Annotated in this window: 10 protein-coding genes; 5 read left to right on the top strand and 5 right to left on the bottom strand. The window is 42.6% G+C overall.

The features are described from left to right. The first annotated feature begins 95 nt into the window (after positions 1-95). Positions 96-449 carry a hypothetical protein gene (locus tag Q0C29_RS02500; RefSeq protein WP_291999085.1) on the top strand — a complete coding sequence of 118 codons (354 nt, stop codon included), beginning with the start codon at positions 96-98 and terminating at the stop codon, positions 447-449. A gap of 65 nt (positions 450-514) precedes the next feature. Then, positions 515-3,538, top strand: coding sequence for a hypothetical protein (locus Q0C29_RS02495; protein WP_291999084.1), 3,024 nt, complete (start codon positions 515-517; stop codon positions 3,536-3,538). On the opposite strand, the gene Q0C29_RS02490 is transcribed toward Q0C29_RS02495, so the two are convergent. Continuing rightward, positions 3,531-4,490 carry an ROK family protein gene (locus Q0C29_RS02490; protein ID WP_291999083.1) on the bottom strand — a complete coding sequence of 320 codons (960 nt, stop codon included), beginning with the start codon at positions 4,488-4,490 and terminating at the stop codon, positions 3,531-3,533. The two genes, Q0C29_RS02495 and Q0C29_RS02490, sit on opposite strands and share 8 nt — an antisense overlap. Before the next feature lie 4 nt (positions 4,491-4,494). After that, positions 4,495-5,286 carry a sugar isomerase domain-containing protein gene (locus Q0C29_RS02485; protein ID WP_291999082.1) on the bottom strand — a complete coding sequence of 264 codons (792 nt, stop codon included), beginning with the start codon at positions 5,284-5,286 and terminating at the stop codon, positions 4,495-4,497. Between the two features lie 155 nt (positions 5,287-5,441). Here Q0C29_RS02485 and Q0C29_RS02480 point away from each other — a divergent pair, with 155 nt between their 5' ends. Continuing rightward, entirely contained in the window at positions 5,442-7,586 is a 2,145-nt protein-coding gene (locus tag Q0C29_RS02480) for a beta-galactosidase (RefSeq protein WP_291999081.1), read from the top strand. Between the two features lie 150 nt (positions 7,587-7,736). Here the strand turns inward: Q0C29_RS02480 and Q0C29_RS02475 are convergent, their stop codons facing one another. After that, positions 7,737-8,363: a hypothetical protein gene (locus tag Q0C29_RS02475; protein WP_291999080.1), complete on the bottom strand. Its 627-nt coding sequence runs from the start codon at positions 8,361-8,363 to the stop codon at positions 7,737-7,739. A 451-nt stretch (positions 8,364-8,814) separates the two neighbouring features. On the opposite strand from Q0C29_RS02475, the gene Q0C29_RS02470 reads away from it, so the two are divergent. Both Q0C29_RS02470 and Q0C29_RS02465 read left to right on the top strand, forming a co-directional pair. Next, on the top strand, positions 8,815-9,528 hold the full coding sequence (locus tag Q0C29_RS02470) for a DUF973 family protein (protein WP_291999079.1): 714 nt from the start codon (positions 8,815-8,817) through the stop codon (positions 9,526-9,528). Positions 9,529-9,673: 145 nt separating this feature from the next. Next, positions 9,674-11,641 carry a molybdopterin biosynthesis protein gene (locus Q0C29_RS02465; RefSeq protein ID WP_291999078.1) on the top strand — a complete coding sequence of 656 codons (1,968 nt, stop codon included), beginning with the start codon at positions 9,674-9,676 and terminating at the stop codon, positions 11,639-11,641. A 15-nt stretch (positions 11,642-11,656) separates the two neighbouring features. On the opposite strand, the gene Q0C29_RS02460 is transcribed toward Q0C29_RS02465, so the two are convergent. Then, positions 11,657-13,381: an MFS transporter gene (locus tag Q0C29_RS02460; protein ID WP_291999077.1), complete on the bottom strand. Its 1,725-nt coding sequence runs from the start codon at positions 13,379-13,381 to the stop codon at positions 11,657-11,659. A 71-nt stretch (positions 13,382-13,452) separates the two neighbouring features. Further along, positions 13,453-14,619, bottom strand: coding sequence for a GNAT family N-acetyltransferase (locus Q0C29_RS02455; protein WP_291999076.1), 1,167 nt, complete (start codon positions 14,617-14,619; stop codon positions 13,453-13,455). Positions 14,620-14,621: the final 2 nt, after the last annotated feature.

Raw genomic sequence — 14,621 nt, 5'->3', positions numbered from 1 at the left:
TAATACTTATTAGTGATGATTAATGATTTAATGCATTATGGTATTTTTACTATGTAGTAGGAAAATTTATAAATACATATTTTACAATCTAGACTATGTCTCAAGTTAGCATCGATGAACTTAACTGGGGTTTAGTAGCTTGGATAATACCATTAGTTGGTGGAATACTGGGATTTGTAATGAAGCCGAACTCTAACTACGTTAAACATTGGTCATATTTAAGCATTTCATTCGGCATAGTAATAATAGTAGTCTCAGTGATATTAGATTTACTATCTCTAGCAACAATGATTCTATTACCCCTATTCATAATCATTAGGGCATTAAATATATTAGTAGGGCTTGTCTTCATAATAGTTTGGATAATAGGAATAGTCAGGGAGCGTAATTCGATTTACTGGAGGCCACAGATCATATATGATGTTGCAAAGATGCTTGGGGCCCAGTAGGGGAGTAACCTATACCTTAATGTTAATGATAAAACTTAAAAGTCTTAACACGTATTTGTTAAGTCGTGGAAATCGTTAAACTAATACTACTTGCATTAGTATTAATAATTACATTACCCAATCTCATCACTCATGCCCAGGAATTACCCAGTTGGGTTAACCAATACCTACAGTTAATGCAGTGTACAAGTGGTGGATCAATAAGCATCACTCAAGATGCGGATTCCTTAAGCGTTAACGTGGGTGTAGCCTCATTGATCATAGACCTTAGGGGTGTGAGGGTGTCTAATTGGCTTATATACAATAATAATGGGCAATTAGCTGCCTACTCACCACCTAGGGGCACCCTTAACCACTCCTATCCACTGTACGACTGGATACCTGCTGAGGATTGGCCTGGTACCTTAACGACTAGCCTATGGGGCTACAACGTGGTTTTCAATAATGGTTCAGTGGCTGTGGTTAAATTCACACTTAACGTTACTAGAGATCAGCAGTTGGGCGGTGTTAACCTAACAGTCATTAAATACCTAGTCTTCTGCTGGGGAAAGTACTACTTCCTGTGGGTATCTGAGATAATTAATAATGGCTCAACTACGCTTAACCCAGCACCCACATGGGCGCCCATAGGCTATACCCTAGCCGATACTGGCGTTGTTGGGACCACGGTTAATAATGATTACCAAGCGTACGCTAATGGTAGTCAAGTGTACTTATGGGGTCCTGGTAATTGGCAGAATTGGGTCAGGTACATGGCCCAGGACGTTCAATGGGTTGCCTTAATAAACCCAGTTCACCCAGGGGGATTGGTATTAGCTATTAAACCATTCAACACAACGTACAGTGTGTGGCTTGAGTCAGATTTTAATGGCCTTGAGGTTAGGATTGAGTATCCCCAATTCCTACTTAGGCCCGGGGGTTCAGTGACCTTCGTGGCGCTTGTCTACGGTGGCCCATTCAACAGTAGCCAGCTAACTGAAGTTAACCTAACATCACTCTATGATACCTGCGAGGACTTGATTCAACAATCCCAGTTTAGCCTAAGTGTATACACGGATAGGGTAGTTTACTTACCCGGTATGGCTGGTTCAATATACATTAATGCATCAAGCAACCTGAGGCAACCCACCGAGGCAATGCTTAACGTAACAATACTGTATTTGGGTGATGAATTAATAAGCAGCATAGGGCAATTATACTCCAGTGGTGAGGTTGTTTGGTCAAGGAGCCTCAGTGTGTTGTTGAATCCAGGCGTTAACACGTTTAAGGTTAACTTCACGGCACCAACTAGGCTGGGTGCCTACGTAGTTGATGCATTCCTAAATGTCAACGGTGCCTCAACACGATCACTTAGCCTAATGGCTATTTCGACACCAGTTGATAGGGTTTACGTAGTCTTCGTCTTCCATGATCACCAGGGCACTGGTTACACACCCAACGGTATATACATGGGCACACCATACGCCTTTTACCATGTTTGGGCCAGTGAACTTGAGCCGTACTTCAACTATGGGGTCTACTACGTTCAGGCGTATCTACTCTCGCAGTATCCATTGGTGCATTGGACAATTGAGTTATCACCACCATTGCTTTGGCAATGGTGGTATGGGTTAAACTACGGAATCTATGAGCAGACGCCAAACGGATTACTCTACATACCACCCCTAGGCCCCATGAATCCATATATGCAATTGGTTAATGAGACCATATGGATGTTTAAACTCATGGCCAATAGGGGGCAAGTTGAGTTAGCCACAAGCTTCTTCGACCACCCAATAGCGGGATTCCTAGTGACCTACTTCGGCCCCCAGTGGCTTGGCTTACTCAGCGATGATGCTGGGCTTGGGGTTGAGGTAACTAGGCTTGTCATGGGGGTTAACTCAACTGTCTTCTGGGTCCCGGAGATGTGGTGGAGTGATGAGTTAGTACCGATGCTGGCTAAGGTTGGTGTTAAGGTTATTGTGCTTGACCAGCAGTATGAGTACAGCGGTGCTGTGGGTGAACTTCATGGCATATACGTCCCCTACTACATAATGGTCAATGGTTCCAGGTTGATAGTACTCTTCAGGGACACATTCATCAGTAACCTACTGTCCTTCACGGTTAATAACGAGGATAATCCAGGACAGGCCGAGTTAAACGCCAGGTTAATGGTAGTTGACCTAGTGCTTAAGGGTATTGAAAACCCCAACGGTATAGTTACTGTTGCTACTGATGGGGAGAATTGGATAATAATGTCTAAGTCACCGCCCTTGGCTGCACTATTCTTCAACTACCTACTCAACTACCTGAATCAAACCCAGTCAATTGGGGTGCTTGAGACTGTAACTGTTAGTCAAGCCATTGAGCATGCCAGGGCAACATATAATTTAACCTACATCCCACCTCAAACCTGGGCTGGGACGGCAGCAATATGGGACTCGACGCCAACCCAACAGTTAATGTGGAGTATTGCTAATGAGGCCCTCAACTGCTGGCTCCAGAACAAGAGTAGGCTTGGGACTAATTCAACAATAGTGGAGTGGATGATAATGCACATTATAGATAGTGACCACTACTACTCAAGTTTCCTAGATGAGGACTACGTGGTTAAGTACTGGGGTCCAGCAACCCTAAAGGCCTGCGCAACAGGTGATGTACCAACCTGGGTTTACCAGGCTTGGTATAGGTTAGAAATGGCGATAAGGCCTCAACCCCTCTACACATTAAGCGTAATAGTCTCCGCCGGCAATGAGACTGTGCCCATAAGCATCTACGCCAATGAATTTATCGATGTAATCAACAAGACTACCATGGATGCGGCTAGGCTTAAACTCTACAATGGCTCACTGGCATTAATTAAGGTACCTGAAGCCGTGGGTGATTACAGGTTCAGTGGATGGATTATTAATGGTGGCAATGTACTATTTGTAAGTAATGATACCGTTAAAGTAATGGTTAACGGTAATGTAACAATCACTGCAATATACTTAAAACCACAACTTCCCACTATGAGCATTGTGGTACTAAGCTTATTGATAGCGGTGGTAGTAATAGTGATCATTATTACGGCATTAATGCGCTCATCAAGGCATAATACGCCTAGTTAACCAATGATGAATTATCGAGTACTAACTTAGCCACTCCATATAGGTTTGATAAGTAACCCAGCCTAGACACGGTTGTCCTACACCTCTTGAGTGAATACGGTTGCGCGATTTTCCTGGTAGTTTCAATAATTATGTCCATGAATCTTCTCCCAATTTCCACACCTACACCACCACTTAATACTACCACCTCAGGATTTATCAAGCTAATTAAGTTAGCCACAGTAATACCCACTATGACTGCTGCTCCTTCTAACACGGGTTTAATTAATGTTAATCCTTGGTCAAGCATTTGAAAAACACAGTACGCATTGGGTGGATTGCAGTTCCTAAGAGTGCTGAGACAAGACTCACTGCGTGCACGTAGGCAGTGCAGGTATGTTTTCCTGAATATTGCTGGGCCTGAGACTTCATTCTCTAGGAATCCCCTGTAGGACTTATGCTTAGGCACCCTCTTACCTAATAGCCACCAACCCACTGCACCTGATGCGCCACTACTCCCCCTTAATGGCTTACCATTGATCAATAATCCAGTCGCTACGCCAGTACCAATCATTAATGATGCTGCATTACTTGCCCCCTTAGCTTCACCCTGCCAATACTCACCTATAATGTTAGCAACCCTATCATCAACCATGACTAAGTTGCTTAGGCTTAACCTTCTTCTAATTATTGAGGCAACATTAATGTTTCTCCAACCCCTTATGTTAGGTGCCCAAACTAGCCCATTTCCCTTCACTATTCCAGGTATGCTGATTCCCACACCTACTAGGTCAACTCCGTTAACATTACTATAGTAGTGTTGAATCACCTTAATAACCTGGTCCACAACATATTCACCTCCCCTCCTATCAATGTCCTCAACCCTATAATCCTCAACATTACCATCTTGGTAAATCAACGCTGACGCAATCTTGGATCCACCAATGTCAATAACTATAGTTGCCTTAGCCACTTAACTAATCACCAGTGGCTATATGCTTAATGTATAGTTCCCTATGCTTACTAAGAATTAGACTCATCCTAGCGTCCGCGTCTGCATCAAAGCCCCTAACCGGGAAGATGGGGATTTCATGACCACTATTGATTAGTTTCTCAATGGTATTTAAAAGAAGCATGTTGGCCACTATGGTGAATGCGACAGTTGAAAGCGGCCCAATGCGTAGTCTCTTACCCTCTAAATCTATAGTTAAGGACACGTCACCGGCTGGTACACCAGTGTCGATAATTACGTCAGCTACTTCATGTAGCCTTAAGTTTGATGGGTGACGGGGCTTAGCTGACCTAGCATGAGTAAGTGAAGTTACGCCAATCACTGGGGCACCCCTATTCTTAAACTGTATAGCAATCTCAACGGATATCGGTGTTGTACCTGAGTGGGAGAATACTATGACGCAATCCTCCTTATGCACACTGTAGTTCTCCATTATCCTACGCCCATATTCAGGTGAATTCTCTATGAAGTCGAATTGAGGATAACCTAAGTCCCCAACCATCCTTAGGAATGATACTAGAGGTAAATCCACTATTGGTATAAAGCCTAAGGTTGAACCATACCGGGGGAACATTTCCATCACCGGTATTGCAGCATGCCCAGAACCGAAGAGGAAACACGCATGCCCACTCTCAATGGCGCTAGTAATTATGCCACTGGCCTTATTAATGTTCTGTAATTGAGTACCGGTAATGTGATCAATAATTCCTTTAACATTACTTATCCAGCTACGCCAATACTCATTAGGAATACTCATGAGTGATCACCTGAACTGAAGCAGGGTTTAAGGTTCTCACCTTCAAAACCAACGCCCGCATGCATCATACTCCTAATTGAGTCCTGAATATTTAAGTAGTAATTGCAACATATTGTAGTTAATACATATTAATTTCTACCCTCATCAGTGGGCTAATGTCATTCCCAGTTTCTGTATGGTATGGCATAGGTAGTGTTACACCACCGTTTAATGAGGAGACCATTAAGAGGGATTTAAATAACATTAAGGATGCTGGGTTCAAGTACGTTAGAGGCTGGGTGAATTGGAGGGATACTGAACCGAGACCTGGGGAGTATGATTTCAACAATGTTGAGAACCTACTTAGGGTTGCTGGGGACATTGGTTTAAAGGTCATTCTTCAAGTTTACCTTGAATTCGCCCCTGATTGGTTGCCTAAGCTTCACCCTGATTCACTGTACGTCTCAGAGTCAGGAAGCACCATAATGCCTCAGGGCAGTCCAGGCGTATGCCTTGATAATCCTGGCGTTAGAGCAAGGGCTGAGGAATTCCTGAGGAGACTAGCCCAGGTAGTGGTCAAGTACCCTAACTTCTATGCTTGGGACCTTTGGAGTGAGCCTAATGTTATACAGTGGATTTACCAACCCACTGGTTGGCGTGGGCTATTCTGCTACTGCAATTACTCTAAGGGTAGGTTCAGGGACTGGTTAAGGACCATGTACAGTAGCATTAATGAATTAAATAAGGCTTGGCATAGGAGTTACCTTGAGTTTAATGATGTTGAACCACCACGTTTCGTTTCCCTTCACTTCGCTAGGGATAACATAGACTGGTTAACATTCAACATCATTAAACTCAGGGAGGACCTTGAGTGGAGGGTTAAGGTAATTAGGAGCATTGATAGTAGCCATCCAGTAGTTAGCCATAGTCACGGTGGTACATCAGTATTCAGTAATCCACTCTTCGGTGAACCTGATGACTGGGAGATGGCCAGTGTTGTTGATGCATGGGGTACATCGTTTTACCCTAAGCACGCTGGTAGGGTTAAGCCTGACCATGTCCTTGATGCCCTAGTACTTGATGCAGCTAGGTCAGCCGCATCAGCCAGTGGTAAGCCTTACTGGATAGGGGAACTTCAGGCTGGTCAAGGTGTCGGTGGTTTTAAGGCTACTGAACCAGTAACACCAGATGATGTGGCTCTTTGGATGTGGCAGGCCATCGCCCATGAAGCTAAGGCAATAAACATATATCATTGGTACCCCATGATGCTTGGCTTCGAGTCAGGTGGATACGGGTTAATTAACCCTGATGGTTCATTAACCGATAGGGCTAGGAAAGCTGGGGAAACAGCCAGGGTGATTTACGAATATAGTGACCTATTCCTAAAGGCTAAGTTAATTAACTCAAGTATAGCCATACTCTATAATATTGAGTCATATAAGTGGCTTTGGATTGCTCAAAGGCATAGTAGTGATGTATTATCAAAATCAATACTGGGTGTCTATAGGATTCTCTTTAACAGTAATCATAATGTAGACTTAGTATCCATTAGGCAGGTTGAAAATGGATTAATTAGTAGGTACAAGGTACTTGTGGCTCCATTATCACTAGTGATGACTCCTAAGGCCGCCTTAAGCCTAAGGGACTTTGTAAGTAATGGTGGGTTACTACTGGTTGATTCAAGATTCGCCGCAATTAGGAATGATGGCTACATTGATTCATGTACCCCAGCATACGGCTTAAGTGAAGTTATTGGAGGATGCGAGGATGGTTATGTAAGCGTTGATAAAGTGAGCCTAAGGATTACAAGCGATTTAATACCAGGTTTAAAGGTGGGTGACTTGATAATTAGCTCTAATTACGTTAGTTGGCTTAACTCAAAAGCCCATGAGGTGGGGGTTAGTGAACTTAACTTAGATAAACCTTCAATAACGATTAACGATTATGGTAATGGGAAAGCAGTTTACGTTGGTACAAGTATTGGCCTATCTTATGAGGTTAATGGGCCAGATAGTGGAGTTGGAAAGCTAGTGAATGGAATTATAGGGATGGCCATGGCTCAACCACCTGTTGATGTTAAGTCAACTAAACAGGGTTACGTTGAGGTAAGAGTATTGAAGAGCGGGATTGATCACCTACTCTTTATAATTAATCATTCCTATAATGATCAACTAGTTAAGGTGAGAATCAATGAAAACGTACTTAACGTAGGTAACGCATTAATTAAGGACCTTGTAACTGGAGCATCAATAAACATCATTAATAATGAAGTTCAATTAACCCTGAAGGGTAGACAAGTTGTAGTAGGCTTGGTAAGATAAGCATTACTGATTGTAATAAAACATGGTGGACCGGCCGGGATTTGAACCCGGGATCTCCCGCGTGCGAGGCTTATGCGGAGCCTAGTCCTCAGGTCTCGGCTTCTTGATTCTTCACGATTTTTAAACTTTCCCCTACACTTAAGCTTGGATTTAGATTTTTAATAATCCATAATTAACGGTTAGATAAATGAAGAAGAATGCTAGGAGGAATAAATCACTTATCGGCATGAATATTTCCACTGCCCAGAGTGTCCCAAGGCTAAACAGTAATGCTGATAACACGTACTTAAGGTGTGGTAGCCTTATCCTAGATATCTGGTCCTTAAGCGCCACGGTTAAGGCTACAACGGCTATAGCTGCAATGAGCGTTCCAGTTAATGCTGATAGGTAACCCTTAGGTATCAATGCTATCAATACTAATGCAGCCTCAAAGGCCTCAACAGCAGAAACAGTGAAAACAACGACCAAATCCCCCTTCTCCTCCTCAGTACTACCCCTCCTAATTCCCTTAAAGTACCTTCTAGCGCTCCTAAGTAGCCTATAGCCAAAGTAAAATAGTATTACTGCTGAAACTGCTAGGACATAGTCAAGTGGTAAGTACACTATGTATCTTCCTACCGTAAAAGTAGGTACAAGAACCAGTAATGCACCAGCTACTGCGTAAAGTGTAGGTTTAATACCCTTATATATACCTTGATAAACAGCAGTTACAGCACCAGCCTCAGAAAGCTCAAGCATACTTATTCCTAGTGCCGCCAGAAATATGCCCACATTCATAAGCCAACCTTAAGACATAGCGAATTTAAATTTTAACCCATGATACCTTAAGGAGCTAATACTGTTGTTTATGGTAGAGATGCTGTGATGAGTTATTTTAACTCAATTAAGTGGAATAATTGTAACCACTGGTGGTAAAGAATCATTGACATTAGCTGTATCTTGGGGGTTAGCTCATAGCTTGTTGGTCGTAGATCCTCTTAAGTCAGAAAAACAAGAGGCATATGGCTGGCTACGAAGCAATCACGAGGTTAGGGAGAATACTTAAATCCAGGCGTGAAGAAAAACAAGGGTAATGAAGCGAAGTGACTATTGGTCAAGATGAGGGTTAAGTTCTAAGTGCTGGCATTATCTCTTATTTAATGGTTCCCATATTGGCTAAGCTTTGCTGAGGAAAGAATGTACGTTCGGTGGAAAAAACTTATAAATTAATTCCGTACTATAAATGGAAATGGTAGGAAATGGCGTAATCATGGTTAGGAATGCCATATTAATTTACCTACTTGGCACAATATTATTAGTAATCGTACTTGTAGGATATATTGCTAGCTCCATAGTCAATAAACCTCAATATTACATTAACATAGAGGGGCCACTTTACGTTGCATTAGCCGTCAATTCACTACTAGTAGTAATAGTATCCATACTGGAGTATATTGGATTCAGGCAATTATCTAACTTGGGGAGCGTCTATAGGTTTGGAGTTTACGGTGCAGTGCTTCAGTTAGTCTCACTGCCTTTCTCAATAGTTGGAGCTGTGTACTACATTCAAACTTTAGAGAACTCATATAAAGTAAGTAACATCCCAGGATTCATGATGCAGGCATTACCTGTTAAGGTTAATTCACTAACATACCTAGGCGCTGCTGGTTCATTAATTAACCTGGTTGGTTGGCTATTAGTGTTCGTGGTGCTCTATAAGTTAGGTTCTGATAATGGAAATAGTATTGTAAAGACTGGCTCATTAGCAACCATAATTGGATTAATATTAGCAATTAGTGTAGTTTCATATGTACCCATGATTTACAGTTCCTACAATGCAATTAATACTACCTTCATACTACTATTATTTATGTTCCTTGTTATAGGGGGTTTAATAGTATTTATAGGCATTATAATGCTCCTAGTAGGTTTAACATCACTTGCAAGGACAATTACGCGCTAATTTCATAGATAGTTCCCCTATCCTGTACTGCCCTAAGGAGCAGGTCATATTAACTAATTTAAATGCGTGGAATTACGGTAACGTAGATTAACAACACGTAGTTTAGCTGGAATGATTTATAAAGCGTCCTAGATTGATGCATAACATGCCTAAGAGAGTGATTTTTCACGAGTTAAAGACTCCTGAGGAGGCTTTAACAATAGTAAGTAAGTTCATTAAAAATAGTGAAGTAGAGTACGTTAATCTAGAGGACTCCTACATGAGGGTTTTAGCTGAGGATGTTTATGCTAAGGTTGATGTTCCACCATTCGATAGAGCCACCATGGATGGTTACGCCCTTAGGGCTGAGGATACGTTCGGTGCTGATGAGCTACACCCAGTTAAGCTTAGGTTAAGTGGTTTAGGCATAAATGCAGGTGACTCCACTTTACCATTTGTTGAGAAGGGCAGTGCAGTGGAAATAGCGACAGGAGCTCCATTGCCCCCAGGGGCTAATGCCGTAATACCTGTTGAGTATACTAAGGTAGAGGATAATACCTTAACGGTATATAGATCAGTGACGCCAATGGATAATGTAATGTCAGCCGGTTCAGACATAATGATGGGGGAAATGATCCTTAGAAGATGCACACTGATTAAGGAAAGGGAGGTTGGTGTATTGGCTGCTGTGGGTATTGATAAGGTACCTGTGTTTAAGAAACCTAAGGTTGCCATAATATCAAGTGGGAATGAGTTAGTTAAACCAGGTTCACCCTTAAGCATGGGTAAGATATACGATATAAACACATACACTATAGCTCACGGTATTAGGGAGGCTGGGGGTGAACCATTGCTGATGGGTATTGTTAAAGATGATGAATTAGAGATGGAGGAGGCCATTAGGAAGGCACTAAGTAAGGCCGATCTTGTCCTGCTTTCAGGGGGTACGTCGGCAGGTGCATTGGACATAAGTTACAGGGTGCTTGATAAGATTGGTCCACCGGGTGTAATTGTTCATGGTCTTAATGTTAAGCCAGGTAAACCTACCATTGCTGCCGTCAGCCGTGAAGGGAAGCTTGTAATCGGATTACCTGGTTATCCAAGCAGTGCCCTAATGATATTTAACATAATTGTTAAACCAGTACTGGCTAAAATGCAGTGCTTGAGTCTAACTCAATCAGTAATTAGAGCTCAAATGGCTATTAGGGTTGAGGGGGCAAGAGGAAGGAGGGGGCTTAACCCAGTTAGCCTAGTTGAGACTGAGAACGGTATTAAGGCATACCCTCTACCTGCCGAGTCAGGTGCAATAACAACCTTAGCCTACGCGGAGGGTTACATTGAAGTTCCTGAAAATAGGGAATTCCTAGAGGAGGGGGAATGGATTGAGGTTAAGTTATTTACTCATCAATATAGGCCAGCGAACCTCTACATTATGGGTAGTCATGATGTGGCCCTAGACTCATCCCTAATACCCCTATTACCTAACTGGGTTACGTCTAAGGTCATTAACATAGGTTCCTTAGAGGGGCTTAAGGCGGCTATTAGGGGGGAGGCTGACGTGGCCGGTATTCACTTGATTGATGAGGAAACGGGTGAGTATAATGAACCCTTCGTGAGGAAGTATGGTGAAGGTAAGGTAAGGCTAGTGGCCGGCTACATGAGGGAGCAAGGCATAATACTGCCTAAGGGTAATCCAAGAGGGGTTAGGGATTTCGAAGATTTAATTAGGCTTAAGCTCAGGGTTGTGAATAGGAATAAGGGTGCTGGGACTAGGTTCCTGTTCGATAAATTGCTTAGGGAATACGCAGTGAGGAATGGAGTAAACTTCGAGGAACTGGCTAAGTCAATACCGGGTTATTACCATGAGGCTAAGACGCATACGGCTGTAGCAGCAGCCATTGCGCAGGGTAGGGCAGAGGCTGGAGTAGGAATAAGGGCGGCAGCGGAAATGTACGGCTTAGACTTCATACCATTGGCTTGGGAAAGGTATGATTTCGCTGTGCCATTAAGTAAACTAAGTAAGGATAGCGTAAGGGTATTCATAAGCATCCTTAAGGATGAAGAATTTAGAAGAAGGTTAAGCTTAATACCGGGTTATAAGGTACTGGATAATACGGGTGAATTCATAGTTTAAGTAAGCTTGCCAATACTACTCAGTGAAGTGCCTTTTACCATTTTGACCTTCAAGCAGCTTAACCTGGTGAACAATATGCTCCCTGCCCCTTAAGTATGAGAACACTGCGGCTGCAAAAGCCATTACTGCGGCTATGTGGTAAGCATACTCGAAACCCATGGCCATGGCTGGAGCTATAGCGCTTGGGAAGAATGATGGGTGAGTCACCGCAGCGTAAATGGTCCCAGGCAATTTAATGCCTGCCTCATTAAGCATCACCTTTATTGGATCATAACCCATGAAGGCGGCGAATAACGCGTAGGCTGGAGGTATCCTTGATAATGCAGCCACATCACTCTGAGGAACACCAACACTGATTAAAGCTTTACTTAGTGCTAACGATAATGATGATGCTGAACCAGATAATATAAGTGTTAGGAATATGGCGAAACTCATTAATAACCCTATGTTCTGCATGCTTGATCTTAACCCGGATGCGGCTGACCTATCCTCCTGGGGTACTGAGCTCATTATTGAGACTAAGTTGGGGGATTGGAATAAGCCTGAACCAGCACCCATTAGGAATAGGTCAGCTGCAAATAACGTATAGTTGAAGTTCATTGAGAGCGTAGTTAATAATTCGAAGCTAATCCCCAGTAATAATGCACCAATTGTTGAAACAATCCTGGCTCCAAACCTGTTAATTAATCTACCACCAACTGGAGCAAATATTGCATTAGCTACACTACTTGGTATTAGGTATATGCCGGCTAGTAATGGGGTTTCAGAGTAGGGTATGCCATGCATTGGGAGGTATATTGCCTGTAATAACAATGATAGTACAAACACATTTGCACCTTGGGCTAGGAATAGGAATAATGCACTTAATACTCCGAATGTGAATGGCCTTATCTTGAATAGGTTAATCTTAAGTATGGGTTCTTCAACCCTCATTTCGATTGGTATCAGTAATGCTAGGAGAAGTAAGCCACCGCCTATTAACCCCCACACGGTTGGGTTCCCCCAACTCATTGATGAATTGCCTGAAGGTAACATACCGAATGTTATGCCTAGGAGAAGAAGAACAAGCGATGCCGCAAGCATTGATGCGCCTAGGTAATCAACCTTAACTCTCCTAATACCCAACGGTAGTTTATATACTGTTAAGTAAGCCCATATGGTGCTGATTATGCCTATCGGTGTGTTGACGAGAAAGACGAGCCTCCAGTTGATTACAGCCAACACACCACCTATTACTAAGCCTATTATACTACCTGCACTGAAGGCTATACTCACAATACCCATTGCCACACCCCTCCTGTGAGGTGGGTAAACGTCAGTTATTATTGCAGCACTATTAGTGAACATCATGGATCCGCCTAAGCCTTGAATGAACCTGTAGATGATCATTTGCAATGCCGCTATTAACCCATATCCTGGCACTATGCCTAATAGCGTTGAGAGTATTGTGAAAACAGCATCACCTATTGTGAACATCTTGCCCCTACCATACATGTCAGATAACCTACCCACTATTGGTACAGCCACAGCAACCATTAGTGGGTATGAGAACATTAACCAAAGCATTGATGTGAAGCCAAGTGGTGACATTGGATCAACACCAATACCCCTCAATATATCGGGTAATGCTATTATTATTGCAGACATCGTCATTGATGCCATCAATGACCCTAGGAATGAATTAACTAAGATTGCTCTTCGCCTCTCATCACTAATTAGCTCTGAAGGGTCATTAGACATATGATTAACGTCTAATCCACTGTCATTTAAAAACCTTTCTCTTCTTAAATAATAACCTATATAGTGTGGGATTAAACGTAGTTAAGAAATGGTACGTGAATAGGGATTGGTAATAGTGCAGCCAGTGGCTTAAGCCCCTTAGCCACGTAACTCATTGGTCCACCTAAAATTAACCTAACTCCATCCCTTTCACCTAATTCAACATAGTTCCTACTCTCCTCGCTTGAACTAATGTAAACTGAACCACCCCTTATAAATACCGTGGCCTTATCCACTTCATTATTGAATATAAGTCCTAAGGTGACTTCATAGTCCTTTAACCCAAGCTCCTGAGCCCTATTACTCAACAAAGGCTCGAAGCTCTTAAGCAGTGCATAGACATTATTTATCCTAAATACCCCCTCAGGGAGCGTTACGTAGTATGATACGATCTTAAGTAACCTCCCAAGCCTAGCTTCATCAAATGCATTAACATGAACCACAGCCTCATTAACTGATGCAGACTTCATGAATCCACCCACTAACTCTGCCTCATGGTTACTTAAGGAAGCTACCTCAACTATGTTTGGTTTACTTAATACTCCCCTTACGGTACCACTACCTTGGCTAATTACATAACCATGCTCACTAACCCAAACCTTTAATGGTGGATCACCCAGTGATGCGGGGTCCAGGCTTCTATAATCCTTATAACACTCCCACCTCCTCTCAACTCTTACTGGCACTGATTCATAGTGTTTGCTCATTAATGGTACTGCATAATCCCACTCAACACTGTTAAGCTCAATAGGCCTAATTCCTGACCTAGATAATGAACGTGATGTAATGTATAAAGCCTGTTTTTGACCGGCAACTTCCCATCCAAAGGCACCATACCTTTGCCTATCACCCCATAGTACTGATAATGGTATCCCATCCCTCTTCATCACGTTAATCACGTGGTTAAGTAGGACTGTCATGTATCCCTTCCCTCTCTCTTCAGGTAGTGTTGCAACACCTCCAATACCACCCATTATGATACTGTGGCCGAAGCTGATGGCCTTCATTTTAAATAAGCCAACATGCGAAACCAACTTACCATTATCTTCAACGACATAGAATGATGATAAATCCCTACACTCAGCACCATAAATATAAGGATAGTACCTTGGAAAGAAACCGCTTGAGAAGCCATAACTTCTTTCAAGTAGCTTCATGAAGTCATCCCACTCTTCCTCCCTAACATTCCTAATAATCATCA

Source organism: Caldivirga sp., assembly GCF_023256255.1.
Taxonomy (GTDB): Archaea; Thermoproteota; Thermoprotei; order Thermoproteales; family Thermocladiaceae; genus Caldivirga.
This window is presented reverse-complemented; position numbering and strand designations above follow the sequence as displayed.

Excerpts from the sequence above, each read along its gene's own strand:
- Q0C29_RS02465 (WP_291999078.1), top strand. The coding sequence starts at position 9,674 with ATGCCTAAGAGAGTGATTTTTCACGAGTTAAAGACTCCTGAGGAGGCT.
- Q0C29_RS02475 (WP_291999080.1), bottom strand. The coding sequence starts at position 8,363 with ATGAATGTGGGCATATTTCTGGCGGCACTAGGAATAAGTATGCTTGAG.
- Q0C29_RS02485 (WP_291999082.1), bottom strand. The coding sequence starts at position 5,286 with ATGAGTATTCCTAATGAGTATTGGCGTAGCTGGATAAGTAATGTTAAA.
- Q0C29_RS02470 (WP_291999079.1), top strand. The coding sequence starts at position 8,815 with ATGGTAGGAAATGGCGTAATCATGGTTAGGAATGCCATATTAATTTAC.
- Q0C29_RS02500 (WP_291999085.1), top strand. The coding sequence starts at position 96 with ATGTCTCAAGTTAGCATCGATGAACTTAACTGGGGTTTAGTAGCTTGG.
- Q0C29_RS02460 (WP_291999077.1), bottom strand. The coding sequence starts at position 13,381 with ATGTCTAATGACCCTTCAGAGCTAATTAGTGATGAGAGGCGAAGAGCA.
- Q0C29_RS02455 (WP_291999076.1), bottom strand. The coding sequence starts at position 14,619 with ATGATTATTAGGAATGTTAGGGAGGAAGAGTGGGATGACTTCATGAAG.
- Q0C29_RS02480 (WP_291999081.1), top strand. The coding sequence starts at position 5,442 with ATGTCATTCCCAGTTTCTGTATGGTATGGCATAGGTAGTGTTACACCA.